Genomic DNA, 24,654 nt, shown 5'->3' with positions numbered 1-24,654 from the left:
CGTCCGCCGCTGGGGCCCGAAGGCCCCCGCTCGACTTGCATGTATTAGGCACGCCGCCAGCGTTCGTCCTGAGCCAGGATCAAACTCTCCAATAAATCGAAAGATATTGATCAAAGCTTCATTCTCATAAAGAATGACTTGGCTCGCTTCACGCGTTCGCTGTTCAGTTTTCAAAGAGCATTTTTAAAACCCGTCGCCCGGAGGCGACTTTTATAATTTATCATGCTTGCCTAGGAAAAGTCAATAGGTTTTACAAAATTTATTTTCAGGTTAAATGCTTTTCTTCCATCTTGCGTCTTCTTGCGTACTTGGACAATTCATTCGGCCCTGCCACACGTGCATACATGCGAAAGAGGATGGAATACCTTTCTTCCATTGCCCGCCTTACAAGGTAATCGATTCGCTTGTCGCTCAAATCCAAGAGCATTTCTTCCAATTCCCTTTTGATAAGGTACGCAAGTTCCTGGCATTCCTTATGATTAAATAAAAACCCCAGCAAAACGGTCCCCTCTCTTCCTGCTCCTCAAGTTTACCTATAGCTTAACCATCGTCATTTTTACCTATTCCGTTTTCATGACAGTAAACGAAAGAAGCCCCGGGTATCCGGGGACCTCCCAATTCGGTATGTTCAAAACTGCAGCTTAAGGCTCTGGGTTCCGATGAAGGATTTAATCAGATACGGGGTAACGGCACTTTCGACCAGAGCAGCCACCAGCAGCACAAACACCACTGTTCCAACAGCCAACGGAAACTGTTTGATGCTGACCAGCCATTCCCGCTTGACGGCCTCCCTCGTATCTGCCCGCCAGCTTGCGCCAATCGAACGCATCACCAATATTCCGTAACGGATGCCAAGGGCTGCCGCAAACACTACCGCCGGCAATTCAAAAATCCCGTGCGGCATGATCCCCACCAGCAAGAAGAAAAGCGCATTCATGCCGGCAGAAGAGATTTTCTGCATCAAATAACCAAGCAAAATGCCATTGGAAAGCAGCCCGAAGATGGGAAAAACCGCAAACAGCAGTCCCAACAGCATCATCGATACGGCACTCGACACATTGTTGAGAAAGATCGCCCAGAAGGTAACCGGGATACTCCCGCCGCTATCCTTGATTCGATCAACGATTCCCTTGATTTGAGCCAGCATCTGTTTGGCCATGGCGTCCACCAGATCGGCCTCTATGTAACCAATCAGGACGCCGGCGATCAGCAGCAATCCCGCTGCATAAAAGTACCTCCTGTTGACAGACCATAACAAAGCCAGGTGTTTCACCATCTCTCACACCTCTTTTCACGTTTACTTTCAACATATGTAGCTTACCCTAAACATACGCTCGCGACAAAGCATATCGTTTTTTCCCCAGCATAAAATGAGAAAGGGGACAAAGGAGGAGGCTGATACCAAATGAAATACATGCTGGTCATTCGTACCAAAAGGCTGAAACAGATGCTGATTATCGCCGCTGCCCTTCTTTTTGCAATGGGTATCGCATACGCCGAGCAGGACACCATCACGGTGTTTACGGAAGGCAGCACGGCCCAAGCCCCACAGGCCATTTTCAAGGTGGACACCCAAGAAAAGAAAGTGGCCCTTACGTTCGACATCAGCTGGGGAGAAACGAGAGCCGTTCCCATCTTGGATATTTTAAAGGAAAAAAAGGTAAGGAAAGCGACATTTTTCCTTTCTTCTCCGTGGAGCCAGCGGCATCCGGACATCGTCAAACGGATCATGGAAGACGGCCATGAGATCGGTTCCCACGGTCACAAGCACGACAACTACAGCAAATATTCGGATGACGAAATCCGCTCCCAAATCGGCAAGGCCCACACGATTCTCACTGAATTAACCGGGAAGAAACCCCATCTGATCCGCTTGCCCAATGGCGATTTCGATAAACGCCTGCTGAAAATCGCCGCCGACATGGGATATACCGTCATCCAGTGGGATACCGACTCCCGGGACTGGACGAATCCCGGCGTGGACGCCATCATCCAGAACGTCGTATCCAAAGCGCATCCGGGCGACATCATCCTGATGCATGCGAGCGACTCCTGCAAGCAGACCCACCTGGCGCTGCCCACGATTATCGACAAGCTGCGGGCAGAGGGCTACGAATTCGTCACCGTTTCCGAATTGATCGCCGGCGCCAAGGCAAACAGCCAGGAAGTAAACTGAGAGCTGATCCCGCAGATGGATCAGCTCTCTTTTTGGGTCACTTTGTGCAGATGCAACACCTGCCAGATATTGCAAAACAAAAGCGGCACAACCATGAAGAAGATGGAGGCGGCGTTCTCCTGCCTGAGCCCTGGCACCCATTCGATTGCCGTCACCACAAACATAAAGAACGTGGTCGGAATCCACGCGCTCCGGTTGGTCACTTTCACCTTCGCATAAGCGGTTATGAGGGCAACGCACAGCAATGCTGCAGGTTCAATCAGGTACGGCAGCAGGGAAGAGCCCCGGGATTGGGTGCCATACCGCAGATAAACCATGTCAAAAAAGGCAAACAGGACCAGGAAGACCTGGAAGCTTTTCCAGAGCGACCCGCTTTTCAGGGTAGTAAGCGCCAGATAGTTGATGGTCATATAAGCGAACAGCCCCATCTGGGCAACGACGCTGATGGTGAGGCCGAAGAGCAGATTCATCAGGGTTCCCATCAGAAAATTGCTGATGGAGCCGGCGACCAACTCTTGCCATCCAATCAGCAAGCCGGCCACGACTCCGCCTATCCCCCCCGCCAGGAGCGTCGTCCCAAAGAGCCAGCCATATTTGCGCAAATTCACTGATTCGTCCCTCCTATCCACATCGCTTATGATTGTACCAACCCAAGCAAGAAAATACTAGCGTAAGAACCGGATCATCTGCACACCCTAACAGCAGGTAGGAAAAAGGAGGGCATCCCATGCAAAAAGCGCGTTCCCCCTTTTGGATGATGCTGCCCGTGATCGTCTTGCTGACAAGCTGCTCGGTCAGCGGATCATCCCAAGGGACAGCCCAGCCGGATTATAAATCGATCAAATCCATGGTTATCGACATCCTGCAAACGGATGAAGCCAAGAAGGCGGTAGCCAAAATGATGAAAGATGAAAAATTCCAGGAAAGCGTCGTTCTCGATCACGACACCGTACGGACCACATTGATCCAAAGCATTGCCAATCCGAATAACCCGCAGATGAAGGAAGCCTTCCGGGATCCCAAGTTTGCGAGCGTCCTGGCTAAAACAATGAAAGACGAGCATAAAAAAGTGATCAAGGATCTCATGAAAGATCCCGAGTACCAAAGGATGCTGATCACGGTCATGAGAGACCCCGAATTTGAACGAAATCTGCTCGCTCTGATGAAAAGCTCGGCCTATCGGCAGCAGACCAAGCAAATCATGATGGAGACGCTCCAAAGCCCGATCTTTCAGGAACAACTGATGACACTGATGACCAGAGCCACCGAGGAAATGTTGAAACCGAAGTCAAAAGGGAAAAAAGGCAATGGCGGAGGCGGCAGCGCTGGCGGAGGAGGCTGATGACCAAAAAAAGGTGGCTCTCATCCTTGGATGGAAGCCACCTTGTTCCTTATCTCGACCGGGATATGCTCGATTTACATTTCGCCTCCACGCGCTCGGCCAGCTCCATGTACAGGGTGCCGATCGGTGAATCCTGTTTGTATACAGAGGGGGTATAGTCAGGCTCCGCCGGGTGGTTTTCCGGTTGACCCAGCGGAATCTGCGCCAGCAGCTCACAGGACAGCTGCTCCGCCAATTTGGCGCCGCCACCGCGTCCGAACACATACTCCTTGGAGCCGTCCTTCGCTTCATACCAGGCCATGTTTTCCACGACCCCCAACACTTCATGCCCGGTGCGGATCGCCATGGCGCCGGCACGGGCCGCCACAAAGGCTGCCGTGGCATGGGGCGTTGTGACGATAATCTCCTTGCTTTGCGGAATCATGGTATGCACGTCCAACGCCATATCCCCGGTTCCCGGCGGCAGATCAAGCAGCAGGTAATCCAGTTCTTCCCCCCAGTGAACCTCCGAGAAGAAATTGCGCAGCATTTTGCCAAGCATGGGGCCGCGCCAGATGACCGGCGAATTGTCCTCTACAAAAAAGCCCATCGACATCACTTTGACGCCAAATTTTTCCACCGGCAGGATCACTTCCCCGATCACGGTCGGCCGCTGTTCAATGTTCATCATATCCGGAACGCTGAAGCCATAAATGTCCGCATCAATGATGCCCACTTTTTTGCCGAGCCGCGCCAAAGAGACGGCCAGGTTAACCGTTACCGTGGATTTTCCCACCCCGCCTTTGCCGGAGGTGATGGCGATGAAGGTGGTGCGGGAATCCGGGGCCAAAATCGGATTCAGCAGCTGCGTTTGTCCCGGAGCCATGTTGTGCGTATGGCTGCCTCGCAGCTGGGCGCTGAGGGCTGCGCGCTCTTCATCGGTCATCGCTCCGAAACGAACCTCCACTTCTTTCGCTCCCAACGCCTTCAATGCCTGTACAACATCTTCCTCGATCTTCACCTTCAGCGGACAGCCGGAAATCGTCAGCACGACCGTCAGGCTGATGCGCTCCCCGTCGATCCGGATGTCGCGGATCATGTTCAGCTCTACCAGGCCGCGGTTGATTTCCGGATCCTTGACGTCCTTCAACGCTTCCAGAACCTGTTCCTTGGTGATCATATCCCCACCCCTGTTCCTTGGTTTTCCGGGTATTATCCTCAATCAATTGCGCGTCCATTATAGCATATACAGAAAGGGAGTTCACGACTCAACCGCCTTCCTACGGGTTTTGAAGCGCACCCGGCTTCTCGCCCGCATAATGGCGCAGAATGCCCTGGTAGATGGCGTTGGCCATCGCCTTCTGATACGAGGCGGATCGCAGCTGCCCCGCTTCCGCCTTATTGGAGAGGAAGCCCACTTCCACCAGCACCGCCGGGCATTGCACCTCCCGGATGAGAAACACGTCATCCGTGATCGCCGGCTTGCGATCCGTATTCTCCAGAACGCGCTTGATCTCGTCCTGAATCAGAGAGGCCAATTCGCCGCTCTCCTTGTAGGCGGGGTAATAAAAGGTTTGCGCGCCGAACCAGCGGGGGGAGGGAAAGGCATTGAGATGAATGCTGACCAGGAAATCCGGTGCGTTGTCATTCACGTACTTGACCCGTTTGCGAATATCCTCCGACTTGCGCGCTTTCAGCTGATGCACTTCCGGGGACGCGAGATCCTTGTCTTCTTCCCGCGTCATGACGACAAAGGCGCCGGCTTGCTGCAGAAAATCGCGCAAATACATGCTGATGGCCAGCGTCACCTCTTTCTCCAAAACCTCGCCGTCTGCACTTACCGCCCCGCCATCAATCCCGCCATGCCCCGCGTCAATCGCAATCACCGTTCCGGCCAACGGGAGCGACCAGGTAGACCAGATGGAGCGTTCGGGCGTCTCATAGGTAAAAATGACGATGAGCAAAAAAAACGCAAGAACCCATCCGATCGCTTTTCTTGTCACCGCAAGATCTCCCCTTTGTCCCAGCTTCTTTTTCATCTTATGGGGAGATGGGACAAATTATGACGCCCGGGTGCTTGCCCCGCAAAAAGGGAAAAACCCCTTGTCTCTGCAGAGGAGACAAGGGGTTGACTGCCGACTGGTTTGCAAGTCGATTAGCGCTTGGAGAACTGCGGAGCGCGACGAGCTGCTTTGAGACCGTATTTCTTACGCTCTTTCATGCGCGGATCGCGCGTCAGGAAGCCAGCGCGCTTCAATGCGCCGCGCAGCTCCGGATCTGCTTTCAGCAGAGCGCGGGAGATGCCGTGACGAATCGCACCTGCTTGACCGGTTGTTCCGCCGCCGGATACATTCACGAGAACGTCATAGCGGCCGAGCGTTTCGGTCAGCTCGAGCGGCTGTTTTACGATCAGTTTCAATGTATTCAAACCACCAAAGTAGGTATCCATATCACGCTTGTTGATCACAATGCGACCCTCGCCTGGAACCAGACGAACACGCGCTACGGAGTGTTTACGACGACCTGTACCGTAGTATTGTACTTGTGCCACGAGTCTTTTCCTCCCTTACAATTAACCGCGGATTTGCCATACTTCTGGCTTTTGCGCTGCATGTGGATGTTCAGAACCTGCATACACTTTCAGCTTCGTGAACATTTGACGACCCAAGCTGTTTTTCGGCAGCATGCCTTTTACAGCGATCTCAAACATACGCTCAGGCTTGTTTTTCAGCATCACGCCTGCCGGAGTCGCTTTCAAACCACCCGGATAAAGGGAGTGGGTATAGTAGATTTTGTCAGTCAGCTTTTTACCGGTCAGCTTGATTTTGTCCGCGTTGATGACGATCACGAAATCACCGGTGTCAACGTGCGGAGTGTATTCCGGTTTCAGTTTGCCGCGCAGGATGGAAGCAACTTCGCTTGCCAGACGGCCAAGGGTTTGGCCCGCTGCGTCTACGATGTACCATTTGCGCTCAACTTCGAGCGGTTTTGCCATATATGTGGTACGCATGTGTGTCCCTCCTAAAGTTTTCCATAGCAAAAAACGTGCTTCACCGTTTACTGGATCGCGGAGAAAGCCGCAACGGTGAGCAACTTTTCCTTGTGTATCACGTTCGTTCTTTTTCAATCCCGGGGCTAGAGTGGGAGCTAGCGGGGTATGAAAAATACCAATGAATATCGTACTACATGGACGTCCCGGAGTCAAGTAAAATTCCCACCCGGGCTATAGCAGTGCTCAACCCCAAAAAGTGACGTTTGCCTTCGAAGCTAATTCCGAGTACTTTTCGGGGACCCCTGAAAAAACTGCCGGGCGGGGCCCCGAACCCTTTCTAAGCAGCGTAACCGGAGTCTCAAACTTATTAGCTCAAAATAACAGGCTTCAATAGAAGACTTCCCACATGGTCAGCCCTTTGGCCGCCGCCGTCTTGCCGGCCGCCTCCCGGTCGCATACCCGCAGGATCCGGGTCATCTCCTCCGGAATCCGCTTTCCTTCGCCAACCTCCACCAAGGTGCCGGCAATAATCCGCACCATGTTGTACAAAAAGCCGTTTCCCCGGCAGATCACCCAGATCAGATCGCCGTCCCTTTCCACCCGGCAGTCATAGAGGGTACGAATCTTATCCTCCACATGCGTTTTGGCCGAGCAGAACGACGTGAAGTCGTGCTCCCCCACCAGAAGCCTGGCGGCGGCGTGCATGCGGTCCGTATCGAGCGGGTGTCGGACATGCTCGGCGTACCGGTGGCGAAAAATATCGGGAACCGGCCCGTTGTCGATGCAGTAGCGGTACTCCTTCACCTTCACGTCAAAGCGGGCATGGAATCTCGCATGTGTCTCCTCCACCGACCGGATGACGATGGAGGCAGGCAGCTGATTGTTGAGGACGAAGCGCCATTTCTCCACCGGAATGGAACTCGCGGTGTCGAAATGAAAAACCTGTCCCCGTGCATGCACGCCCGCATCCGTCCGTCCGGAACCGACGATTTGGATCGATTCGCCCGTGATGCGCTTCAGCGCCGCTTCGATCTCCCCCTGGACCGTCACCTGATCCGGCTGCACCTGAAAACCGCTGTAATCCGTCCCGTCATAGGCAACGACACATTTCAAACGCTTCATGATCTCCACCATCCCAGCAGCAATACCATGACAACCGCCAGGCCGGCCAGCACTCCATCCCTCCAGGAGAAGGCCAGCTGCCGCAGCCTGGTTCTTCCTTCCCCGCCGCGATACCCCCGTGCTTCCATCGCCAACGCCAGCTCTTCGGCCCGGCGAAACGCGCTGATAAACAGCGGGATGACGACGGGGATGATGTTTTTTGCCCGTTTCAGCATGTGGCCTGTTTCCAAATCGGCCCCCCGTGCCATCTGCGCCTTCATGATCTTGTCCGTCTCCTCCAGCAGGGTGGGAATGAAGCGAAGGGCGATGGACAGCATCAAGGCGATCTCATGAACCGGAACCCCCACGCGCTTCAGCGGAGAGAAAAGTCGCTCCATGCCGTCTGTCAAATCAATGGGCGATGTCGTCAGGGTCAACAGCGATCCCCCCAGGACCAACAGCCCCAGACGAAGCGAAACGTAGATGGCCTGCCGTACGCCCTCCTCCTCGATGGACAGCCACCCCCAGCGAAACAGAACGGTTCCTCCCTTGGTCATCAGTAAATGAAGAAGGACGGTAAACAGCAGGATGAACCATACGGGCTTCAGCCCGTTTACGAGAAAGGAGGCCGGAATTTGCGAAGCGGCGACGGCAATCGCCAAAAACAGCAGAAGGATCGCGTACGTCAGCGGATTGTTGGCCAGAAAGACCAGCAGGGCGAAAAACACCACAAACAACAGCTTGCTGCGCGGGTCCAGACGGTGGACAAACGAATCTCCCGGCACATACTGCCCGATGGCCACGTTTTGGACAAAGTTCACCGCCGTGCCTCCTCCCCTCGCTTCAGCCTGTTTGCCAGATAGGCGCGGACATCTTCTTCCCGATAAAGTGAGGCGGGCAGCTGCCGTTCAGGCGGGAGGCAGCGGTTCAAACTGGCCACCAGGGAGACGGCCGCCGGTACGTCCAGGGAAAGGGCCCGCAGCCGGTCTGCCTCCGCAAAAACCGCTGCGGGCGGACCTTGCATGGCGATCCTGCCGTCTGCCATCACGACCAGCAGGTCTGCATAACGGGCCGCTTCCTCCATGCTGTGCGTCACCAACAGAGTGGTCAATTCCTGCTCGCGATGAATCCGGTAAATATTGTCCAGAATCTCTCTTCTCCCCGCCGGATCAAGTCCCGCGGTCGGCTCATCCAGGACCAGCACCCGCGGCTGCATCGCCAGGATCCCGGCGATGGCTACCCGCCTCATCTGGCCGCCGCTCAAATGGAACGGTGAACGCTCCTTCATCTCTTCATAGGAAAGGCCGACAATCTCCAGCGCTTCCCGGACGCGCTGCATGGCCACTTCCCGCGGCAGCCCGAAATTCAGCGGGCCGAACGCCACATCCTTCGCCACGGTCTCTTCAAACAGCTGGTGCTCCGGATATTGAAAGACGAGTCCGACATGCTGTCTGAGGTCAACCGGCACTTTGGTATCCGGCGAAATGGTCCACTCGCCAACCCGGACGATGCCGGCCGTAGGCTTCAGCAGGCCGTTGAGATGCTGGATCAGCGTGGATTTGCCGGAGCCTGTCCGGCCGATGATGCCGACAAAGGCACCGGAGGGGATGGACAGGTTGACCAGCGAGAGGGCCTCTTTGGCAAACGGCGTTCCCTTCCCGTACGTGTAGCTCACGTTTTCAAAAGCAATTTGCATAGCTCCACCACCAATTCTTCCTGGTGCAGCAAGGACGGAAGCACCACACCCTCTTTGGCGAGATCATGCCGCAGGCGCACGGCATACGGCACATCCAGGCCTGCCTCCTGCAGACGCTCCACCTGCGCAAAGACCTCCGCCGGCGAACCGTCCATGTAGACGGCGCCCTGCTTCATCACCACCACCCGATGGGCATCCAGTGCCTCTTCCGGAAAATGGGTGATGTTGATCACCGTCACCCCTTCCTCCCGGTTCAACCGGCGGACCAGCGCGCATACCTCCTGTCTCCCCTGCGGATCCAGCATGGCCGTCGCTTCATCCAGAATGATCACCGACGGGTGCATGGCGATAATGCCGGCGATGGCGATCCGCTGCTTTTGCCCGCCGGATAAACGGTGCGGCTGCCGCTTCTCATAGCCCTGCATCTGCACGGCCTGCAGCGCCTGATCGATCCGCTTCCTCATCTCCCGCGGTTCCAGGCCCAGATTCTCCAACCCGAAGGCGACATCATCCTCTACCGTGGTGCCCACAATCTGATTGTCCGGATTTTGAAAGACCATCCCGACCGTTCTGCGAATCTCCGCGAGCCGGGGAAGCTCCCGGGTGTCGCAGCCGTTGACGAGCACATGTCCCTCGCTTGGCAGAAGCAGCGCATTCATCAGCTTGGCCATCGTTGATTTTCCCGAACCGTTGTGACCCAGGATCGCCACATAGGTGCCCGGGTGGATCTCCAGATTCAACTGCTCCAGGACAGGAACGTTTTCTCCCGCCTCGTTTTGATAGGAAAAGGATACATTCCGAAAGGCGACGATCGGCTTCTCTTCCATGCCACTCACATCCTCACGCCAGCGCCTGTTTCACGGATAAAAAGAAAAAGGGCATGAATCAGATTCGGTTTGCATACCGGAATCCGCCCCCACCCTTTGCTTGATGAATCTTGCTATTAAACTAATTCGATATACGCCATTGGTGCTGCGTCGCCGCGGCGAGGACCAATTTTGAGGATACGGGTGTATCCGCCATTGCGCTCTGCATAACGAGGCGCGATTTCATCGAACAGCTTTTGCACCGCATCGCGGCCTTCTGCTGTTGCGACCTCCTTGCGAACGAATGCAGCTACTTGGCGGCGAGCATGCAGATCGCCACGTTTCGCCAAGGTAATCATATTCTCAGCAATCGAACGCAGTTCTTTCGCTTTCATCTCGGTTGTTTCGATGCGCTCGTTGATGATCAGATCCGTTACCAAGTCACGGAACAGCGCCTTGCGAGCCGCAGTTCGGCGACCCAATTTACGGTAACCCATGTTTCCAACCTCCCTTTGTTACGATGCTAGTCATCCTGACGCAGGGAAAGGCCCAATTCAGCCAGCTTCTCTTGTACTTCTTCCAGAGACTTGCGGCCGAGATTGCGCACTTTCATCATGTCTTCTTCCGACTTCTGCGTCAATTCTTGAACGGTGTTGATACCGGCACGCTTCAAGCAGTTGTAAGAGCGAACGGAAAGATCCAGCTCCTCGATGGTCATCTCGAGCACTTTCTCTTTCTTGTCCTCTTCTTTTTCCACCATGATTTCAGCGTCTTTCGCTTCATCGGTCAAACCGACAAACAGGTTCAGATGCTCGGTCATGATCTTGGCGCCCAAGCTGACCGCTTCTTCCGGACGAATGCTGCCATTTGTCCATACTTCCAGCGTCAACTTGTCATAGTTGGTCATTTGCCCGACACGGGTATTTTCCACTTGATAGTTGACCCGTTTGATCGGTGTATAAATGGAATCGATCGGAATAACACCAATGGGTTGATCCTCGGACTTGTTTCCATCCGCTTGCACGTAACCACGACCGCGTCCTGCTGTCATGCGGATGTGCAGACGACCGCCGTTTGCTAATGTGGCAATATGAAGATCAGGGTTCAGAATCTCCACATCGCTGTCTGCACGAATATCTCCCGCCTTCACTACGCCTTCGCCTTCTGCATCAATCTCGAGAACCTTCTCTTCATCGGAATGGATTTTCAGCGCGAGGCCTTTGATGTTCAGGATGATCTCCGTCACATCCTCGACGACTCCTTCAACGGTTGAGAATTCGTGCAGAACGCCGTCAATTTGAACGGAGCGCACAGCGGCACCCGGCAGGGAAGAGAGGAGAATCCGTCTCAACGAGTTGCCAAGGGTTGTACCGTAACCACGTTCAAGAGGCTCAACGACGAACTTGCCGTACGTGCTGTCGTCGTTAACTTCCACAACCTCGATTTTCGGTTTTTCTATTTCTATCATTAAACAAACCCTCCTTCAAAACGTCGAAATTCGAGGGTGGGCATAAAAGCCACCCCGGAATTTCTTTCGGCGGTTTACCGTTTGCGTGCATGACAAGCAAAGAAAGCAGAATTTACCATACTAGTATGGGCTTCTTCTGAATGGAATAAACCAGTTACACGCGGCGACGTTTTGGCGGACGGCAGCCGTTGTGCGGGATTGGTGTAACATCCTTGATCATGTTAACTTCCAAACCAGCCGCTTGCAAGGAGCGGATCGCAGCTTCGCGACCGGCACCAGGGCCTTTCACCAGTACTTCACAAGAGCGCATGCCATGTTCCATCGCGGTTTTGGCAGCGGTTTCCGCAGCCATTTGCGCCGCGAACGGCGTGCTTTTGCGGGAGCCCTTGAAACCGAGGGCACCGGCGCTGGACCAAGCGATGGCATTGCCATGCGGGTCGGTGATGGTCACAATCGTGTTGTTGAACGTAGAACGGATATGTGCTACGCCGGTCTCAACGTTTTTACGATCACGACGACGGGTACGGGTAGCAGTAGCTTGTTTTCTTTTCGCCATGTCAGTTCACCCTCCTTTACTTCTTCTTGTTCGCTACAGTACGGCGCGGACCTTTGCGCGTACGTGCGTTTGTTTTCGTACGCTGACCACGGACAGGCAAGCCGCGGCGATGGCGGATTCCACGATAGCAGCCGATCTCCATCAGACGCTTGATGTTGAGGGAGACTTCACGGCGCAGGTCGCCTTCCACCTTGAGGTTCTTGTCGATGTAATCCCGAAGCTTGCTTACTTCTTCTTCCGTCAGATCACGCACACGAGTGTCCGGATTGATGCCAGTCGCAGCCAAAATCCGTTGGGACGTGGGACGGCCGATACCAAAAATGTAGGTAAGAGCAATTTCCACGCGTTTTTCGCGAGGCAAGTCAACGCCTGCAATACGTGCCATTCTTCAAAAGCACCTCCTTAAGATTATCCTTGTCTTTGCTTATGCTTCGGATTTTCGCAGATTACCATTACGTTCCCTTTGCGGCGAATCACCTTGCATTTTTCGCAGATCGGTTTTACCGACGGTCTCACTTTCATGGTAATTTACCTCCCTCTTTAGGGGCTTATCATTTATAGCGGTACGTGATGCGACCGCGCGTCAAGTCATAAGGCGACAATTCGACCGTTACTTTATCCCCCGGCAGGATCCGGATGAAGTGCATGCGGATTTTGCCGGATACGTGCGCCAGCACTTTGTGTCCGTTTTCCAATTCCACCCGAAACATCGCATTGGGAAGGGGTTCAATCACTGTACCTTCAACTTCAATAACGTCGTCCTTGGCCATCCGTTACTCTCCTTTCCACTGTCCTTCAGTCAGACCATGAGTGTGGTGTTCCTCGATAAACCTACGCAGCTTCCATCAGCGACCTGCCTACGCGAGACTTTAAGTCAACACGTTGGACGACAATCCTGAACACCCGCGAAGCAGCAATCACTCTTGTCTACGCCTTGGTCAATATCTCATAGCCGTCTTCCGTAATCGCGATGGTGTGTTCAAAATGAGCACATTTTTTTCCATCCACCGTTACGACCGTCCAATTGTCCTCCAATGTGCGGACATAACGCTCACCGGCATTTACCATCGGTTCGATTGCCAACACCATTCCTGGCTTTAAACGTGGTCCCCGTCCGGGAGGTCCGAAGTTGGGTATCTGCGGATCTTCGTGCAAGCTTTGCCCGATCCCATGCCCGACGTATTCCCGTACAATCGAGAAACCGGCTGCTTCAGCATGGATTTGAATCGCATGGGAGATGTCGGTTAACCGCTCTCCCGGGATCGCCTTTTCCAACCCCTTGTACAACGACTCCTCTGTCACTTGCAACAAGCGCTGATCTTCTTCGGAAATCTTACCGACTGCGTACGTCCAAGCGGAGTCTCCATGGTAGCCCTGAAAGCAGGCGCCAACGTCGAGACTGATGATATCTCCTTCTTGCAACGTCCGTTTTCCTGGGATGCCATGTACGAGTTCTTCATTGACTGAAGTACAGATACTACCGGGAAAGCCTCCATAGCCCTTGAACGACGGGAGAGCCCCTTTGCTGCGGATAAACGTTTCGGCCAATTCATCCAGCTCTTTCGTCGTCACACCTGGCTTTATTGCTTTGGACAGCTCTTGATGGGTTAAAGCGACGATGCGTCCTGCTTCGCGCATGACATCCAATTCCATTCTCGATTTTAGAATGATCATTATCGCTTACCCTCGCAATAAAGACGCAATTTCCGCAAACACCACGTCGATGTTTCGCTCGCCATCGATGGTGCGCAGCAGTCCTTGCTTGGAATAGTACTCAATGAGCGGCTGCGTTTGCGCGATATTGACGTCCAAGCGCTGCGCAACCACTTCCGGCTTGTCGTCATCGCGCTGGTACAGCGTGCCGCCGTCTTTATCACAAATGCCTGCCGCTTTCGGCGGGTTAAACAGCGTATGATAACTTGCCCCGCAAACCGGGCAGATCCAACGGCCTGTCAAACGTTCGATCAACACATTCCGCTCTACGTCGATATGGATCACGTGATCAATCTCACGTCCCAGTTCTTTCAACGTCGCGGTCAGCGCTTCCGCCTGCGGTACGGTCCGCGGAAAGCCATCGAGCAGAAAGCCCTTGGCGCAGTCATCCTGCGCCAGGCGTTCGCGCACGATGCCGATGACCACCTCGTCGGGCACCAGCAGGCCCTGATCCATATAAGATTTGGCCTGCAGCCCGAGCGGGGTTTCATTTTTTACGGCAGCGCGAAACATGTCTCCCGTGGAGATATGCGGGATGTGAAACTCCTCGACGATACGCTCCGCCTGCGTGCCTTTGCCTGCACCGGGAAGACCCATCAGAATAACATTCACGCTTATTCCCTCCGTCCCATTCCAACACCCGGGTTAACGAATGAACCCTTGGTAGTGGCGCTTAATCATCTGGCTTTCGATCTGTTTCATCGTGTCGAGGGTTACACCGATCACGATCAAGAGAGACGTTCCTCCAATGTAAATCTGCTGCGGCAGATTTGCCAGCTTGCTGAAGAAGAACGGCAGGATCGAAATTGCCATAAGGAACAGCGCACCGGCCAACGTGAGTCGATTCAACGTACGGGTAATGTAAACCTCGGTGTGTTTGCCAGGGCGGATACCCGGAATATAGCCGCCGTTTTTCTTCATGTTTTCAGCCATTTGCACAGGGTTGATCTGCACAAAGGTGTAAAAATACGTGAACCCGATGATCAGAAATGCGTACAGGGTCATGCCAAGCGGCGCGCTTACCTGGAAGTTCTGATAGATCCAGTTCGCGATGCCTACGCCGGAAGCATCTGCCCAGAACTGCGCGATCGTAGACGGGAAGATGACCAGCGAGATCGCAAAGATCACCGGAATAACCCCGGCAGAGTTAATTTTGAGCGGGATGTGGGTGGATTGCCCCCCGTACATCTTGCGTCCGATGACTCGTTTCGCATACTGCACCGGAATCTTCCGGACGCCCTGCTGCATGAAAATAACTCCCACGATAATCGCAATGATCACCAGAAGCACGATCACCATCTTCACGATGCTGAAGAAGATGTTTTGGTTCGGATCGCTGAACTGTGTCTGGATGATCGTGGTGATACCGCCAGGAATTGCGGCCACGATCCCTGCCACGATGATGATGGAAATTCCGTTTCCGATCCCTTTCTCCGTAATCTGCTCACCCATCCACATCAACAGGGATGTGCCGGCCGTCAGCGTAATGGCGATCAACGCGTAACTGGTCCAGGATGTGTCTGTGAGAAGGCCGGGAGCCATTCGGTTAAATCCGATTGTCATCCCGACGGATTGGATCAAGCTCAGAACAACCGTGAAGTAGCGTGTCACCGTCGCGATCTTGCGCCGTCCCACTTCCCCTTCACGGGCCCACTGCGTAAACTTCGGCACCACTTCCATGGAGAGCAGCTGCATGATGATCGAGGCCGTGATGTAGGGCATAATCCCCATCGCGAAGATCGAGAATTTTTTCAACGCCCCGCCGGAAAAGGTGTTCAGAAATCCCAGCAGCGTGCTGGCATTCTGCTCAAGCAGTTCTACATTGACATTGGGCACCGGAATGAAACTTCCAATTCGGAAGACGACCAGCATCATGAGGGTGAAGAGCACCTTCCGACGCAAGTCGCCTATCTTAAAAATGTTGGACAGGCTGGCCAGCATTAGATCACCTCAGCAGTGCCACCGACTTGAGCGATCTTTTCTGCTGCAGCTTGGGAGAATTTGTGCGCTTTTACGGTCAGCTTCACGTTCAATTCACCGTTCGCCAGCACTTTCACGCCATCGCGGAGCGCGCTGATTACGCCGGATTCCTTCAGCAGTTCCGGAGTAACGACCGTGCCTTCTGCAAAGCGGTTCAACGCATCCAGGCTCACCACCGCGTACTCTTTGCGGTTGATGTTGGTAAAACCGCGCTTCGGCAGACGACGATACAGCGGGTTTTGACCACCCTCGAATCCAGGGCGTACACCGCCGCCGGAACGGGCATTTTGACCTTTATGACCTTTCCCCGATGTTTTGCCGAGCCCGCTGCCGATACCGCGGCCAACGCGTTTGCGCACGTGACGGGATCCTTCTGCAGGTTTCAGTTCATGCAATTTCATACGTTGCACCTCCTAACTGGCAAGATTGATGTTTATGCGTCTACCTCGTTTACCTCAACAAGGTGTTTTACTTTAAAGATCATTCCGCGGATGGCCGGATTATCCGGTTTCACCACAGTTTGGTGGATTTTGCGAAGGCCAAGGGCTTTCACCGTATCCTGCTGGTCTTGCTTGCGACCGATCAGGCTACGTTTGAGGGTGATTTGCAAAGATTTCGCCATGTCCCGTTCCCTCCTTCTTATCCTAACAATTCGTCAACTGTCTTACCGCGGAGCTTCGCGACTTCTTCCGCTGTTTTCAGGCGGCTGAGGCCTTCCAGCGTAGCGTTGACCATATTGATCGGGTTGTTGGAGCCAAGCGACTTGGAAAGAACGTCGCCCACACCGGCCAATTCAAGCACCGCACGAACCGGACCGCCGGCGATAACGCCCGTACCTTCGGAAGCCGGTTTGATCAATACGCGGCCGGAACCGAATTGGCACAGCACTTCATGCGGGATGGTCGTTCCTTTGAGAGGAACCTTGATCAGTTTTTTCTTTGCATCATCAATCGCTTTACGGATGGCATCCGGCACTTCCTGAGCTTTCCCCATACCAGCGCCTACATGTCCGTTGCGGTCACCAACCACAACAAGCGCGCTGAAGCTCATGCGGCGACCACCTTTAACCGTTTTTGCAACCCGGTTAATCGCGACAACTTTTTCTTCTAGCTCCAATTTGCTAGGGTCGATACGCATTCCTTACCCTCCTTGTGTTCGAATCTCGTTCCTAGAATTGCAGACCTGCTTCACGCGCTGCATCGGCAAGTGCTTTCACACGTCCGTGATACAGATAACCGCCACGGTCAAAGATAACTTCGGTAATCCCTTTTTCCTGGGCTCTTTTCGCAATCAGGGCACCCACTGCTGTAGCGGCTTCCACGTTTCCGCCGTAGCTGAGACCCAGCTCTTTGTCCAGCGAGGATGCGGATGCGAGGGTTACGCCCGCAGCATCATCGATCAGTTGTGCATAGATGTGCTTGGAAGAACGGAACACGTTCAGGCGCGGACGAGCCGCAGAACCGACCAAACGTTTGCGGATGCGCAGATGACGTTTTTTCCGTGCTTTATTTTTATCGCCTTTTGTAAACATTACGCGGCCTCCCTTCTCATGAAACTACGAAGCTTACTTACCTTTTTTGCCTTCCTTGCGGCGAACCACTTCATCGCTGTACTTGATCCCTTTGCCTTTGTACGGCTCAGGTTTGCGGATCGAGCGGATCTCGGCAGCCACTTGACCAACGCGCTCCTTGTCGATCCCCTTGATCACCAGCGTGGTTTGGTTCGGAACTTCGATTTCAATGCCCTCTTCCGGCGTGATTTCCACCGGATGGGAGAAACCAAGGGACAGCGTTACGCCTTTGCCGGCTTTCGCAGCACGGTAACCGACACCCACCAGTTCCAGCGTACGGGAGAAACCTTCGGATACACCCGTTACCATGTTTGCCAGCACCGCACGGGTCGTACCGTGCAGGGCACGATGAAGCTTGTTATCGCTCGGACGTTCTACCAGGATTTCATTGTCATTGATGTTGATGGTAATGTCCGGATGAAAGTTACGGACAAGAGTTCCCTTAGGGCCTTTTACCGTCAGTTCCGTACCGTTCTTCGTAACGGTAACGCCTGCAGGGAGCGCTATCGGTTTTCTACCGACACGTGACATATCTTGCACCTCCTAGGCTGAATCAATAATTACCAGACGTACGCGATTACCTCGCCGCCGACACGGGCTTGACGAGCCTGCTTGTCAGTCATAACACCTGCCGAAGTGGAGATGATCGCGATTCCGAGACCACCCAACACACGGGGGATTTCATTATTTTTCGCATAAACGCGCAGCCCCGGTTTGCTGATGCGTTTCAGCCCGGTGATGACACGCTCATTGTTCTGACCATATTTCAAGAACAGGCGGATGATCCCTTGCTTGTTGTCTTCGATAAATTCCGCATCGCGGATGAAGCCTTCTTCTTTCAGGATGCGTGCGATTTCCTTCTTGATCGTGGATGCAGGAATCTCCACTTTCTCGTGGCGAACCATGTTCGCGTTGCGAATGCGAGTAAGCATATCTGCGATTGGATCAGTCATAACCATGAGAAAAACCTCCTTCCCGTCTAAATTACCAGCTTGCTTTTTTCACGCCTGGAATTTGACCTTTATAAGCCAGCTCACGGAAACAAATCCGGCACAGTTTGAATTTCCGCAACACCGCGTGCGGACGTCCGCAGCGTTCGCAACGGGTGTAAGCGCGAACGGCAAACTTCGGTTTCCGCTGTTGCTTGACGATCATTGATTTTTTTGCCACGTTTTTCCCTCCTTACGATAGGGTTATTTCCGGAATGGCATACCCATTTGAGTCAGCAGTTCACGAGCTTCTTCGTCCGTTTTCGCGGAAGTGACGATCACGATGTCCATACCGCGAATCTTGTCGATTTTATCGTACTCGATCTCAGGGAAGATCAGCTGTTCCTTGAGACCCAGCGTGTAGTTTCCACGACCGTCGAACGCTTTGGAAGAAACGCCGCGGAAGTCACGAACGCGCGGAAGCGATACGTTCATCAGCTTGTCGAGGAAGTGGTACATGCGCTCGCCGCGCAGGGTCACTTTCGCGCCGATCGGCATGCCCTCACGCACCTTGAATCCTGCGATGGATTTCTTCGCACGGGTTACCACCGGTTTTTGACCTGCGATGGTTTGCAAATCCTCCAGCGCGGAATCAAGAGCTTTCGCATTTGCTACTGCTTCCCCAACACCCATGTTGATGATTACTTTTTCTACTTTCGGAACCTGCATGATGGAGCTGTATCCAAACTTGCTCATCAGGCTAGGAACGATCTCTTTTTGGTATTTTTCTTTCAATCTTGCTGCCATCTAGGACAACCTCCTTTCCGACCTGACTACTTGTCGATTACTTCGCCAGATTTTTTCGCTACCCGAACTTTTTTGCCGTTTTCCAGTACCTTATACCCAATGCGGGTCGGTTTTCCGGTTTTCGGATCGATCAACGAAACGTTGGATACGTGAATCGGAGCCTCTTGAGTCACAATACCGCCTTGCGGATTGGATTGCGAAGGACGGGTGTGCTTTTTCACCAGGTTGATGCCTTCAACCAGCACTCGTTCCTTTTTGGGATAAGCAGCCAGAACGCGTCCTTTTTTCCCTTTGTCCTTCCCTGCAATCACGATAACCGTATCGCCTTTTTTTACGTGCATCGCTTGGTGCACCTCCTATCGAACAAACTGCCTTGCACGAATTTCCGTTCCGAATTAGAGAACCTCTGGAGCGAGGGAGATAATCTTCATGAAATCTTTGTCACGAAGTTCACGCGCTACCGGTCCGAAGATACGCGTACCACGCGGGGACTTGTCTTCACGGATGATAACCGCTGCGTTCTCATCAAAGCGGATGTAGGAACCGTCGTTACGGCGCACACCGCGTACCGAGCGAACGACAACCGCCTTTACTACTTGCCCTTTCTTGACAACGCCGCCGGGTGTAGCGGATTTTACGGAGCATACGATAACATCGCCGATGTTTGCCGTCTTGCGGCCGGAACCACCCAGAACTTTGATGCACATCAGCTCTTTCGCGCCGGAGTTGTCTGCAACGGCCAGTCTCGTCTGAGCTTGGATCATTTGAAGTTCCTCCTTTCGGTGTTGTTTCCCCGAAATCTAGCTTATAAAATAACAGCTTCTTCCACGATGCGTACCAGACGGAAACGCTTGTCTTTGGAGAGCGGACGGGTTTCCATGATCTCTACGACATCGCCGGTTTTGGCTGTATTGTTCTCGTCATGCGCCTTGAACTTCTTGGAGTATTTCACGCGCTTGCCGTACAACGGGTGCTTTTTGTAGGTCTCCACCAGTACCACGATGGTTTTATCCATTTTGTCGGATACGACGCGACCTACCATGGTTCTACGGTTATTGCGTTGAGCAGTCATCGTTCGAACCTCCTTCCTTTATTAGCCGATTCCCAATTCTCTTTGGCGCAGGATGGTTTTCGCACGAGCGATATCCTTACGCACCTGCTTGATACGAGCGGTGTTTTCCAGCTGACCGGTAGCCAATTGGAAACGAAGGTTGAACAGCTCTTCTTTCAAAGAGGCGATGTTTTGCTCGATTTCGGCAGTGGTCAAATTACGGTACTCATTAGCCTTCATGTGCGTCACCACCCACTTCTTCACGCTTCACGAACTTGCACTTGATCGGCAGTTTGTGCATGGCCAAGCGCATCGCTTCGCGTGCTACTTCTTCAGGAACACCGGCAAGTTCGAACATGATCTTACCCGGTTTTACGACAGCGACCCAGTGTTCAGGAGAACCTTTACCGGAACCCATCCGCACTTCCAACGGCTTTTGGGTAACCGGTTTGTCCGGGAAAATTTTGATCCATACTTTACCGCCACGGCGGATATAACGAGTCATCGCAATACGCGCTGCTTCGATTTGACGGTTGGTAACCCAGGCCGGTTCGAGTGCTTGCAGACCGTATTCACCGAATGCTACAGTCGTACCGCCTTTTGCGTTACCTTTCATTCTGCCGCGCTGTTGTTTGCGGTGTTTCACGCGTTTCGGCATTAACATGTTTACTTGCCTCCTTCCTCATTGGCTTCTTTCTTCTTTGTAGGAAGCACTTCACCACGATAAATCCATACTTTTACGCCGATGCGGCCATAGGTTGTGTGCGCTTCAGCCGTGCCGTAGTCGATATCAGCACGCAGCGTATGAAGCGGAACCGTACCTTCGCTGTAGCCTTCGGAACGGGCGATGTCAGCGCCGCCCAAACGACCGCTCACCAGGGTTTTGATCCCTTTCGCGCCTGCACGCATGGTGCGGGAGATCGTTTGTTTTTGCGCACGGCGGAACGAAATGCGGTTTTCCAGCTGACGAGCGATGTTTTCTGCCACCAGCGTCGCATCCAGATCAGGTTTTTTCACTTCGTTGATGTTGATGTGAACGCGTTTGCCGGTCATTTCGGACAGGGTTTTGCGCAGAACTTCCACTTCGGCACCGCCTTTTCCGATCACCATGCCTGGCTTGGCGGTGTGAATTGTCACGTTTACGCGGTTAGCCGCACGCTCGATTTCGATGGTGGATACGGCTGCATCTTTCAGACGCTCTTTTACATATTTGCGGATACGCAGGTCTTCATGGAGCAGCGTGGCGAAATCCTTGTCAGCGTACCATTTGGATTCCCAGTCGCGGATGATGCCAATGCGAAGACCTACAGGGCTTACCTTTTGACCCACACGTTTTCCCTCCTTATTTCTCGTTTAGAACGACTGTGATATGGCTAGTGCGCTTGTGAATGCGGCTTGCACGACCCATAGCGCGCGGACGGAAGCGTTTCAAGGTAGGACCTTGGTCCACAAACACTTTTCCAACCACCAGGTTGTTCGGATCCATTTCGTAGTTGTGTTCCGCATTGGCAATAGCCGATTTCAACAGTTTTTCCACAACAGGAGAAGCGGCTTTCGGCGTGTGTTTCAGGATCGCCAGCGCTTCACCCACCTGCTTGCCCCGGATCAAGTCAACCACCAGGCGGACTTTGCGAGGAGCGATGCGAATATAGCGAGCAACTGCTTTAGCTTCCATCTGTGTACCTCCTCTCTATGAAGAGAAAATTAACGCTTCTTGGATTTCTTATCGTTGTCGACGTGACCTTTGAAGGTACGAGTCGGCGCGAATTCACCCAACTTATGACCCACCATGTCTTCCGTCACGTACACCGGTACATGCTTGCGACCATCATATACCGCGAACGTGTGTCCAACGAAATCAGGGAAGATCGTAGAGCGACGAGACCAGGTCTTGATCACGCGTTTCTCGTTTTTCTCGTTTAGCTCCAGCACTTTTTTCATCAAGTGGTCGTCCACGAAAGGTCCTTTTTTCAAACTACGTCCCATGTGTGAACCTCCCTTCGCCTAAGGCGTTCGGTTATTTTCTCATCCTGCCTTACTTCTTGCGACGGCGGATGATGTATTGATCGGATTTGTTGCGTTTTTTGCGGGTTTTGAGACCCAGAGTCGGTTTACCCCAAGGAGTAACAGGCGCTTTGCGTCCGATTGGCGCGCGACCTTCACCACCACCGTGCGGGTGATCGTTCGGGTTCATTACGCTACCGCGAACGGTCGGACGTTTGCCCAGCCAGCGGGAGCGGCCTGCTTTCCCGATGTTGATCAGCTCATGATCCAGGTTACCTACTTGACCGATGGTTGCGCGGCACTCGTTGTGAATGCGGCGGATCTCACCGGAGGAGAGGCGAACGATCACGAAGTCGCCGTCACGACCCAGCAGCTGCGCGGAGGAACCAGCGGCACGAACCAGCTGACCACCTTTGCCCGGCTTCAGCTCGATGTTGTGGATCGTGGTACCTACCGGAATCTTTTCCAGCGGCAGTGCGTTACCTACTTTGATATCGGCATCCGGACCGGAAACGATGGTGTCGCCCACTTTCAGGCCGAGCGGAGCGATGATGTAACGCTTTTCGCCATCCACATAGTTGATCAGCGCGATGTTTGCGGAACGGTTCGGATCGTATTCGATCGTGGCAACGCGGCCAGCGATGCCGTCCTTGTTCCGTTTGAAGTCGATGATACGATATTTGCGTTTATGACCGCCACCTTGATGACGAACGGTAATCTTACCTTGGTTGTTACGGCCTGCCTTTTTGGTCAGAGGGGCCAGGAGAGATTTCTCTGGGGTAGAGGTGGTAATCTCTTCGAAAGTAGATACCGTCATTTGGCGACGACCAGGAGAAGTCGGTTTAAACTTTTTGATACCCATTTGCATTACCCTCCTTTACGGTAGTCGTCGTGCTTACACGCCTTCGTAGAATTCCAGCTCTTTGCTGTCAGCTGTCAGTTTTACGATAGCTTTTTTCCACTCGGACGTATATCCGGAGTATTTGCCGTAGCGTTTCGGTTTGGCCGGAACACGCATGGTGTTCACCGCTTCCACTTTCACGCCAAACACCTTTTCAACCGCTTGCTTGATTTCGGTTTTATTGGCTTTGAGCGGCACTTCGAACACGTACTTCTTGTCAGCCATCATGTCAGTGGTGCGCTCCGTAATAACCGGACGACGGATGACATCGTGAAGGTGTTTCATTATGCGAGCACCTCCTCTACTTTGGCAACCGCATCTTTGGTTACGATTACCTTGTCGTGCGCAACGACATCTAGAACGTTAATGCCGGCAGCATCCACGAACTTGGCACCCGGAATGTTGCGGGAAGAGAGCGCTACGTTTTGATCATACTCGGAGGTGACGATCAGCACTTTGCGATCTACTTTCAGGTTGTTCAGCACCTGAACCATTTCCTTCGTTTTGGGAGCCGCAAAATTCAGGGCATCCAGTACGAGCAGTTCATTGTTTTGCACCTTGGAAGAGAGTGCGGATTTCAGAGCCAGACGGCGAACTTTACGATTCAGTTTGTAACCGTATTTGCGCGGAGTCGGTCCGAATACCACGCCACCGCCTTTCCATTGCGGCGCACGGATAGAACCTTGACGAGCGCGGCCGGTACCTTTTTGACGCCATGGCTTGCGGCCACCACCGCGAACTTCGGAGCGGTTCTTGACATCATGGGTACCTTGGCGGCGGGAAGCTTGTTGCATCACAATCGCATCATACAGTACCGCGTTGTTTGGCTCGATGCCAAATACGCTGTCTGCCAATTCGATTTCGCCAACCTGCGCACCAGATTGGTTGTAAAGAGCTACTTTTGGCATGTCAGTTCCTCCTTTCTTTACTTGTTCTTGACAGCCGTTTTTACGACGACGTAGCTATTTTTCGGTCCAGGAACGGAACCTTTCACTAGGATCAGGTTGCGGTCTGCATCCACTTTCACGACCTCGAGGTTTTGGATGGTCACATTGTCGCCACCCATTTGACCCGGAAGCGTTTGACCCTTGAACACGCGGTTCGCTGCAATGGAACCGAGAGAACCCGGCCCACGATGGTAACGGGAACCGTGCGCCATCGGCCCGCGGGATTGGTTGTGACGTTTGATCGCACCTTGGAAGCCTTTCCCTTTGGTTACGCCTGCAACGTCCACCACATCTCCTGCGGCGAAAATGTCTGCTTTCAACTCTTGACCAACCTCGTAATCGGCGAGGTTAACTCCGCGAATCTCGCGAATGAAGCGCTTAGGTGCCGTGTTTGCCTTGGCTGCATGGCCTTTTTCCGGCTTGTTGGCGCGCTGTTCCTTCTTGTCTTCGAAACCGACTTGGATCGCTTCATACCCGTCGTTTTCCAGGTCTTTCTTTTGCAAAACAACGCAAGGACCCGCTTCGATAACCGTTACAGCGATCGCTGTTCCATTCGGACCGAAAACTTGGGTCATGCCCAGTTTCTTCCCTAAGATTCCTTTGGTCATTAGTGCCACCTCCTGTACATGATTCATA

At 53.3% G+C, this 24,654-nt stretch carries 42 protein-coding genes and 1 rRNA gene; 2 read left to right on the top strand and 41 right to left on the bottom strand.

Translation table 11 applies throughout. The features are described from left to right. The 3 genes from G3578_RS18975 to G3578_RS18965 form a co-directional block, all read right to left on the bottom strand. A 16S ribosomal RNA gene (locus G3578_RS18975) occupies nt 1-95 on the bottom strand; the annotation flags it as partial. 170 nt (nt 96-265) lie between these two features. Continuing rightward, nucleotides 266-499: a hypothetical protein gene (locus tag G3578_RS21025; protein WP_165214944.1), complete on the bottom strand. Its 234-nt coding sequence runs from the start codon at nt 497-499 to the stop codon at nt 266-268. A gap of 129 nt (nt 500-628) precedes the next feature. Further along, complete coding sequence (locus G3578_RS18965) at nt 629-1,276, bottom strand: stage II sporulation protein M (protein WP_165214943.1); 648 nt, start codon at nt 1,274-1,276, stop codon at nt 629-631. A gap of 129 nt (nt 1,277-1,405) precedes the next feature. Here G3578_RS18965 and pdaB point away from each other — a divergent pair, with 129 nt between their 5' ends. Beyond that, nucleotides 1,406-2,176 (top strand): polysaccharide deacetylase family sporulation protein PdaB, encoded by a 771-nt coding sequence (gene pdaB / locus G3578_RS18960; protein WP_165214941.1) that lies wholly within the window; start codon nt 1,406-1,408, stop codon nt 2,174-2,176. Between the two features lie 20 nt (nt 2,177-2,196). On the opposite strand, the gene G3578_RS18955 is transcribed toward pdaB, so the two are convergent. Beyond that, a complete protein-coding gene (locus tag G3578_RS18955; RefSeq protein WP_165214940.1) occupies nt 2,197-2,784 on the bottom strand; it encodes a KinB-signaling pathway activation protein in 588 nt (195 codons plus the stop codon). A 119-nt stretch (nt 2,785-2,903) separates the two neighbouring features. Here G3578_RS18955 and gerD point away from each other — a divergent pair, with 119 nt between their 5' ends. Next, nucleotides 2,904-3,518: a spore germination lipoprotein GerD gene (gene gerD / locus G3578_RS18950; RefSeq protein ID WP_165214938.1), complete on the top strand. Its 615-nt coding sequence runs from the start codon at nt 2,904-2,906 to the stop codon at nt 3,516-3,518. 49 nt (nt 3,519-3,567) lie between these two features. Here gerD and G3578_RS18945 read toward each other — a convergent pair whose 3' ends face one another. The 37 genes from G3578_RS18945 to rplC form a co-directional block, all read right to left on the bottom strand. Then, nucleotides 3,568-4,677, bottom strand: coding sequence for a P-loop NTPase (locus G3578_RS18945; RefSeq protein WP_165214937.1), 1,110 nt, complete (start codon nt 4,675-4,677; stop codon nt 3,568-3,570). A 100-nt stretch (nt 4,678-4,777) separates the two neighbouring features. After that, a complete protein-coding gene (gene cwlD, locus G3578_RS18940) occupies nt 4,778-5,500 on the bottom strand; it encodes an N-acetylmuramoyl-L-alanine amidase CwlD (RefSeq protein WP_165214935.1) in 723 nt (240 codons plus the stop codon). A 152-nt stretch (nt 5,501-5,652) separates the two neighbouring features. Further along, complete coding sequence (gene rpsI, locus G3578_RS18935) at nt 5,653-6,048, bottom strand: 30S ribosomal protein S9 (protein WP_165214934.1); 396 nt, start codon at nt 6,046-6,048, stop codon at nt 5,653-5,655. 21 nt (nt 6,049-6,069) lie between these two features. Next, nucleotides 6,070-6,507 (bottom strand): 50S ribosomal protein L13, encoded by a 438-nt coding sequence (gene rplM / locus G3578_RS18930; RefSeq protein ID WP_165214932.1) that lies wholly within the window; start codon nt 6,505-6,507, stop codon nt 6,070-6,072. Nucleotides 6,508-6,876: 369 nt separating this feature from the next. After that, nucleotides 6,877-7,611 carry a tRNA pseudouridine(38-40) synthase TruA gene (gene truA / locus G3578_RS18925; protein ID WP_165214931.1) on the bottom strand — a complete coding sequence of 245 codons (735 nt, stop codon included), beginning with the start codon at nt 7,609-7,611 and terminating at the stop codon, nt 6,877-6,879. Next, entirely contained in the window at nt 7,608-8,411 is an 804-nt protein-coding gene (locus G3578_RS18920; RefSeq protein WP_165214929.1) for a CbiQ family ECF transporter T component, read from the bottom strand. The genes truA and G3578_RS18920 overlap by 4 nt, the downstream gene beginning before the upstream one ends. Continuing rightward, nucleotides 8,408-9,286: an energy-coupling factor transporter ATPase gene (locus G3578_RS18915; RefSeq protein WP_165214928.1), complete on the bottom strand. Its 879-nt coding sequence runs from the start codon at nt 9,284-9,286 to the stop codon at nt 8,408-8,410. The genes G3578_RS18920 and G3578_RS18915 overlap by 4 nt, the downstream gene beginning before the upstream one ends. Then, nucleotides 9,262-10,113 (bottom strand): energy-coupling factor transporter ATPase, encoded by an 852-nt coding sequence (locus G3578_RS18910; protein WP_165214925.1) that lies wholly within the window; start codon nt 10,111-10,113, stop codon nt 9,262-9,264. Before G3578_RS18910 ends, G3578_RS18915 begins: the two co-directional genes overlap by 25 nt. A gap of 116 nt (nt 10,114-10,229) precedes the next feature. Then, complete coding sequence (gene rplQ, locus G3578_RS18905; RefSeq protein ID WP_165214922.1) at nt 10,230-10,589, bottom strand: 50S ribosomal protein L17; 360 nt, start codon at nt 10,587-10,589, stop codon at nt 10,230-10,232. 26 nt (nt 10,590-10,615) lie between these two features. Then, the gene (locus G3578_RS18900; RefSeq protein ID WP_165214920.1) at nt 10,616-11,560 is read right to left on the bottom strand and encodes a DNA-directed RNA polymerase subunit alpha; all 945 of its coding nucleotides are present in this window, start codon (nt 11,558-11,560) and stop codon (nt 10,616-10,618) included. Between the two features lie 154 nt (nt 11,561-11,714). After that, the gene (gene rpsK, locus G3578_RS18895) at nt 11,715-12,116 is read right to left on the bottom strand and encodes a 30S ribosomal protein S11 (protein ID WP_165214917.1); all 402 of its coding nucleotides are present in this window, start codon (nt 12,114-12,116) and stop codon (nt 11,715-11,717) included. 16 nt (nt 12,117-12,132) lie between these two features. Beyond that, nucleotides 12,133-12,501, bottom strand: coding sequence for a 30S ribosomal protein S13 (gene rpsM / locus G3578_RS18890; protein WP_165214915.1), 369 nt, complete (start codon nt 12,499-12,501; stop codon nt 12,133-12,135). Between the two features lie 23 nt (nt 12,502-12,524). Next, complete coding sequence (rpmJ, locus tag G3578_RS18885; RefSeq protein WP_021296640.1) at nt 12,525-12,638, bottom strand: 50S ribosomal protein L36; 114 nt, start codon at nt 12,636-12,638, stop codon at nt 12,525-12,527. 29 nt (nt 12,639-12,667) lie between these two features. Further along, the gene (gene infA, locus G3578_RS18880; protein ID WP_003333772.1) at nt 12,668-12,886 is read right to left on the bottom strand and encodes a translation initiation factor IF-1; all 219 of its coding nucleotides are present in this window, start codon (nt 12,884-12,886) and stop codon (nt 12,668-12,670) included. 157 nt (nt 12,887-13,043) lie between these two features. Beyond that, a complete protein-coding gene (gene map / locus G3578_RS18875) occupies nt 13,044-13,790 on the bottom strand; it encodes a type I methionyl aminopeptidase (RefSeq protein WP_165214912.1) in 747 nt (248 codons plus the stop codon). A 6-nt stretch (nt 13,791-13,796) separates the two neighbouring features. Beyond that, nucleotides 13,797-14,441, bottom strand: coding sequence for an adenylate kinase (locus G3578_RS18870; protein WP_165214910.1), 645 nt, complete (start codon nt 14,439-14,441; stop codon nt 13,797-13,799). Nucleotides 14,442-14,474: 33 nt separating this feature from the next. Beyond that, nucleotides 14,475-15,770 carry a preprotein translocase subunit SecY gene (gene secY, locus G3578_RS18865; RefSeq protein ID WP_165214907.1) on the bottom strand — a complete coding sequence of 432 codons (1,296 nt, stop codon included), beginning with the start codon at nt 15,768-15,770 and terminating at the stop codon, nt 14,475-14,477. Then, complete coding sequence (gene rplO / locus G3578_RS18860) at nt 15,770-16,210, bottom strand: 50S ribosomal protein L15 (RefSeq protein ID WP_165214905.1); 441 nt, start codon at nt 16,208-16,210, stop codon at nt 15,770-15,772. Before rplO ends, secY begins: the two co-directional genes overlap by 1 nt. A gap of 32 nt (nt 16,211-16,242) precedes the next feature. Further along, a complete protein-coding gene (gene rpmD / locus G3578_RS18855; protein ID WP_165214902.1) occupies nt 16,243-16,431 on the bottom strand; it encodes a 50S ribosomal protein L30 in 189 nt (62 codons plus the stop codon). 17 nt (nt 16,432-16,448) lie between these two features. Further along, on the bottom strand, nt 16,449-16,946 hold the full coding sequence (gene rpsE / locus G3578_RS18850; RefSeq protein ID WP_165214900.1) for a 30S ribosomal protein S5: 498 nt from the start codon (nt 16,944-16,946) through the stop codon (nt 16,449-16,451). 31 nt (nt 16,947-16,977) lie between these two features. Beyond that, entirely contained in the window at nt 16,978-17,340 is a 363-nt protein-coding gene (rplR, locus tag G3578_RS18845) for a 50S ribosomal protein L18 (protein WP_165214897.1), read from the bottom strand. A 33-nt stretch (nt 17,341-17,373) separates the two neighbouring features. After that, entirely contained in the window at nt 17,374-17,910 is a 537-nt protein-coding gene (gene rplF / locus G3578_RS18840; protein WP_165214895.1) for a 50S ribosomal protein L6, read from the bottom strand. Nucleotides 17,911-17,939: 29 nt separating this feature from the next. Next, entirely contained in the window at nt 17,940-18,338 is a 399-nt protein-coding gene (rpsH, locus tag G3578_RS18835) for a 30S ribosomal protein S8 (RefSeq protein WP_165214892.1), read from the bottom strand. Between the two features lie 25 nt (nt 18,339-18,363). Then, nucleotides 18,364-18,549, bottom strand: coding sequence for a type Z 30S ribosomal protein S14 (locus G3578_RS18830; RefSeq protein WP_165214889.1), 186 nt, complete (start codon nt 18,547-18,549; stop codon nt 18,364-18,366). Nucleotides 18,550-18,572: 23 nt separating this feature from the next. Then, nucleotides 18,573-19,115: a 50S ribosomal protein L5 gene (gene rplE, locus G3578_RS18825; RefSeq protein WP_165214886.1), complete on the bottom strand. Its 543-nt coding sequence runs from the start codon at nt 19,113-19,115 to the stop codon at nt 18,573-18,575. Between the two features lie 26 nt (nt 19,116-19,141). Continuing rightward, the gene (rplX, locus tag G3578_RS18820) at nt 19,142-19,456 is read right to left on the bottom strand and encodes a 50S ribosomal protein L24 (protein WP_165214883.1); all 315 of its coding nucleotides are present in this window, start codon (nt 19,454-19,456) and stop codon (nt 19,142-19,144) included. Nucleotides 19,457-19,510: 54 nt separating this feature from the next. Beyond that, nucleotides 19,511-19,879 (bottom strand): 50S ribosomal protein L14, encoded by a 369-nt coding sequence (gene rplN, locus G3578_RS18815; protein WP_165214880.1) that lies wholly within the window; start codon nt 19,877-19,879, stop codon nt 19,511-19,513. A 41-nt stretch (nt 19,880-19,920) separates the two neighbouring features. Beyond that, nucleotides 19,921-20,187 (bottom strand): 30S ribosomal protein S17, encoded by a 267-nt coding sequence (gene rpsQ, locus G3578_RS18810; RefSeq protein WP_165214877.1) that lies wholly within the window; start codon nt 20,185-20,187, stop codon nt 19,921-19,923. A 21-nt stretch (nt 20,188-20,208) separates the two neighbouring features. After that, nucleotides 20,209-20,406, bottom strand: coding sequence for a 50S ribosomal protein L29 (gene rpmC, locus G3578_RS18805; RefSeq protein WP_165214874.1), 198 nt, complete (start codon nt 20,404-20,406; stop codon nt 20,209-20,211). Next, nucleotides 20,396-20,830, bottom strand: a complete 435-nt coding sequence (rplP, locus tag G3578_RS18800) for a 50S ribosomal protein L16 (protein WP_165214871.1) — start codon at nt 20,828-20,830, stop codon at nt 20,396-20,398. Before rplP ends, rpmC begins: the two co-directional genes overlap by 11 nt. Before the next feature lie 2 nt (nt 20,831-20,832). Further along, nucleotides 20,833-21,495 carry a 30S ribosomal protein S3 gene (gene rpsC / locus G3578_RS18795; protein WP_165214868.1) on the bottom strand — a complete coding sequence of 221 codons (663 nt, stop codon included), beginning with the start codon at nt 21,493-21,495 and terminating at the stop codon, nt 20,833-20,835. Between the two features lie 13 nt (nt 21,496-21,508). Then, nucleotides 21,509-21,841, bottom strand: a complete 333-nt coding sequence (rplV, locus tag G3578_RS18790; RefSeq protein ID WP_165214865.1) for a 50S ribosomal protein L22 — start codon at nt 21,839-21,841, stop codon at nt 21,509-21,511. A gap of 29 nt (nt 21,842-21,870) precedes the next feature. Continuing rightward, on the bottom strand, nt 21,871-22,152 hold the full coding sequence (gene rpsS, locus G3578_RS18785) for a 30S ribosomal protein S19 (RefSeq protein ID WP_165214862.1): 282 nt from the start codon (nt 22,150-22,152) through the stop codon (nt 21,871-21,873). A gap of 49 nt (nt 22,153-22,201) precedes the next feature. Then, nucleotides 22,202-23,032 carry a 50S ribosomal protein L2 gene (gene rplB, locus G3578_RS18780; RefSeq protein WP_165214859.1) on the bottom strand — a complete coding sequence of 277 codons (831 nt, stop codon included), beginning with the start codon at nt 23,030-23,032 and terminating at the stop codon, nt 22,202-22,204. A 33-nt stretch (nt 23,033-23,065) separates the two neighbouring features. Further along, nucleotides 23,066-23,356: a 50S ribosomal protein L23 gene (gene rplW, locus G3578_RS18775; protein ID WP_165214856.1), complete on the bottom strand. Its 291-nt coding sequence runs from the start codon at nt 23,354-23,356 to the stop codon at nt 23,066-23,068. After that, nucleotides 23,356-23,979: a 50S ribosomal protein L4 gene (gene rplD / locus G3578_RS18770; protein ID WP_165214853.1), complete on the bottom strand. Its 624-nt coding sequence runs from the start codon at nt 23,977-23,979 to the stop codon at nt 23,356-23,358. The genes rplW and rplD overlap by 1 nt, the downstream gene beginning before the upstream one ends. 17 nt (nt 23,980-23,996) lie before the next feature. Further along, the gene (gene rplC, locus G3578_RS18765) at nt 23,997-24,626 is read right to left on the bottom strand and encodes a 50S ribosomal protein L3 (RefSeq protein ID WP_165214850.1); all 630 of its coding nucleotides are present in this window, start codon (nt 24,624-24,626) and stop codon (nt 23,997-23,999) included. Nucleotides 24,627-24,654 lie beyond the last annotated feature (28 nt).

Origin of the sequence: Brevibacillus sp. SYP-B805, assembly GCF_011059135.1 — a bacterium.
Lineage (GTDB): Bacteria > Bacillota > Bacilli > Brevibacillales > Brevibacillaceae > Brevibacillus_F.
The sequence above is the reverse complement of the archived record's forward strand: the minus strand, read 5'-3'. Positions and strand labels throughout refer to the sequence as shown.

What these genes read in the sequence shown, in the direction of transcription:
- rpmJ (WP_021296640.1), bottom strand. Translation starts at nt 12,638, where the DNA reads ATGAAAGTGAGACCGTCGGTAAAACCGATCTGCGAAAAATGCAAGGTG.
- G3578_RS18915 (WP_165214928.1), bottom strand. Translation starts at nt 9,286, where the DNA reads ATGCAAATTGCTTTTGAAAACGTGAGCTACACGTACGGGAAGGGAACG.
- rpmD (WP_165214902.1), bottom strand. Translation starts at nt 16,431, where the DNA reads ATGGCGAAATCTTTGCAAATCACCCTCAAACGTAGCCTGATCGGTCGC.
- G3578_RS18965 (WP_165214943.1), bottom strand. Translation starts at nt 1,276, where the DNA reads ATGGTGAAACACCTGGCTTTGTTATGGTCTGTCAACAGGAGGTACTTT.
- rplC (WP_165214850.1), bottom strand. Translation starts at nt 24,626, where the DNA reads ATGACCAAAGGAATCTTAGGGAAGAAACTGGGCATGACCCAAGTTTTC.
- rplW (WP_165214856.1), bottom strand. Translation starts at nt 23,356, where the DNA reads ATGAAACACCTTCACGATGTCATCCGTCGTCCGGTTATTACGGAGCGC.
- rpsM (WP_165214915.1), bottom strand. Translation starts at nt 12,501, where the DNA reads ATGGCACGTATTGCAGGCGTTGACTTGCCTCGCGAAAAACGCGTGGAA.
- pdaB (WP_165214941.1), top strand. Translation starts at nt 1,406, where the DNA reads ATGAAATACATGCTGGTCATTCGTACCAAAAGGCTGAAACAGATGCTG.
- infA (WP_003333772.1), bottom strand. Translation starts at nt 12,886, where the DNA reads ATGGCCAAGGACGACGTTATTGAAGTTGAAGGTACAGTGATTGAACCC.
- rplQ (WP_165214922.1), bottom strand. Translation starts at nt 10,589, where the DNA reads ATGGGTTACCGTAAATTGGGTCGCCGAACTGCGGCTCGCAAGGCGCTG.
- rpsH (WP_165214892.1), bottom strand. Translation starts at nt 18,338, where the DNA reads ATGGTTATGACTGATCCAATCGCAGATATGCTTACTCGCATTCGCAAC.
- rplV (WP_165214865.1), bottom strand. Translation starts at nt 21,841, where the DNA reads ATGGAAGCTAAAGCAGTTGCTCGCTATATTCGCATCGCTCCTCGCAAA.
- rplN (WP_165214880.1), bottom strand. Translation starts at nt 19,879, where the DNA reads ATGATCCAAGCTCAGACGAGACTGGCCGTTGCAGACAACTCCGGCGCG.
- rplB (WP_165214859.1), bottom strand. Translation starts at nt 23,032, where the DNA reads ATGGGTATCAAAAAGTTTAAACCGACTTCTCCTGGTCGTCGCCAAATG.
- G3578_RS18945 (WP_165214937.1), bottom strand. Translation starts at nt 4,677, where the DNA reads ATGATCACCAAGGAACAGGTTCTGGAAGCGTTGAAGGACGTCAAGGAT.
- rpsK (WP_165214917.1), bottom strand. Translation starts at nt 12,116, where the DNA reads ATGGCGAAAAGAAAACAAGCTACTGCTACCCGTACCCGTCGTCGTGAT.
- rplP (WP_165214871.1), bottom strand. Translation starts at nt 20,830, where the DNA reads ATGTTAATGCCGAAACGCGTGAAACACCGCAAACAACAGCGCGGCAGA.
- map (WP_165214912.1), bottom strand. Translation starts at nt 13,790, where the DNA reads ATGATCATTCTAAAATCGAGAATGGAATTGGATGTCATGCGCGAAGCA.
- rplE (WP_165214886.1), bottom strand. Translation starts at nt 19,115, where the DNA reads ATGGCAGCAAGATTGAAAGAAAAATACCAAAAAGAGATCGTTCCTAGC.
- rplM (WP_165214932.1), bottom strand. Translation starts at nt 6,507, where the DNA reads ATGCGTACCACATATATGGCAAAACCGCTCGAAGTTGAGCGCAAATGG.
- rplO (WP_165214905.1), bottom strand. Translation starts at nt 16,210, where the DNA reads ATGAAATTGCATGAACTGAAACCTGCAGAAGGATCCCGTCACGTGCGC.
- rpsS (WP_165214862.1), bottom strand. Translation starts at nt 22,152, where the DNA reads ATGGGACGTAGTTTGAAAAAAGGACCTTTCGTGGACGACCACTTGATG.
- rplX (WP_165214883.1), bottom strand. Translation starts at nt 19,456, where the DNA reads ATGCACGTAAAAAAAGGCGATACGGTTATCGTGATTGCAGGGAAGGAC.
- rplR (WP_165214897.1), bottom strand. Translation starts at nt 17,340, where the DNA reads ATGTTTACAAAAGGCGATAAAAATAAAGCACGGAAAAAACGTCATCTG.
- rplF (WP_165214895.1), bottom strand. Translation starts at nt 17,910, where the DNA reads ATGTCACGTGTCGGTAGAAAACCGATAGCGCTCCCTGCAGGCGTTACC.
- rpsQ (WP_165214877.1), bottom strand. Translation starts at nt 20,187, where the DNA reads ATGACTGCTCAACGCAATAACCGTAGAACCATGGTAGGTCGCGTCGTA.
- G3578_RS18910 (WP_165214925.1), bottom strand. Translation starts at nt 10,113, where the DNA reads ATGGAAGAGAAGCCGATCGTCGCCTTTCGGAATGTATCCTTTTCCTAT.
- secY (WP_165214907.1), bottom strand. Translation starts at nt 15,770, where the DNA reads ATGCTGGCCAGCCTGTCCAACATTTTTAAGATAGGCGACTTGCGTCGG.
- truA (WP_165214931.1), bottom strand. Translation starts at nt 7,611, where the DNA reads ATGAAGCGTTTGAAATGTGTCGTTGCCTATGACGGGACGGATTACAGC.
- G3578_RS18900 (WP_165214920.1), bottom strand. Translation starts at nt 11,560, where the DNA reads ATGATAGAAATAGAAAAACCGAAAATCGAGGTTGTGGAAGTTAACGAC.
- rpmC (WP_165214874.1), bottom strand. Translation starts at nt 20,406, where the DNA reads ATGAAGGCTAATGAGTACCGTAATTTGACCACTGCCGAAATCGAGCAA.
- rplD (WP_165214853.1), bottom strand. Translation starts at nt 23,979, where the DNA reads ATGCCAAAAGTAGCTCTTTACAACCAATCTGGTGCGCAGGTTGGCGAA.
- gerD (WP_165214938.1), top strand. Translation starts at nt 2,904, where the DNA reads ATGCAAAAAGCGCGTTCCCCCTTTTGGATGATGCTGCCCGTGATCGTC.
- rpsE (WP_165214900.1), bottom strand. Translation starts at nt 16,946, where the DNA reads ATGCGTATCGACCCTAGCAAATTGGAGCTAGAAGAAAAAGTTGTCGCG.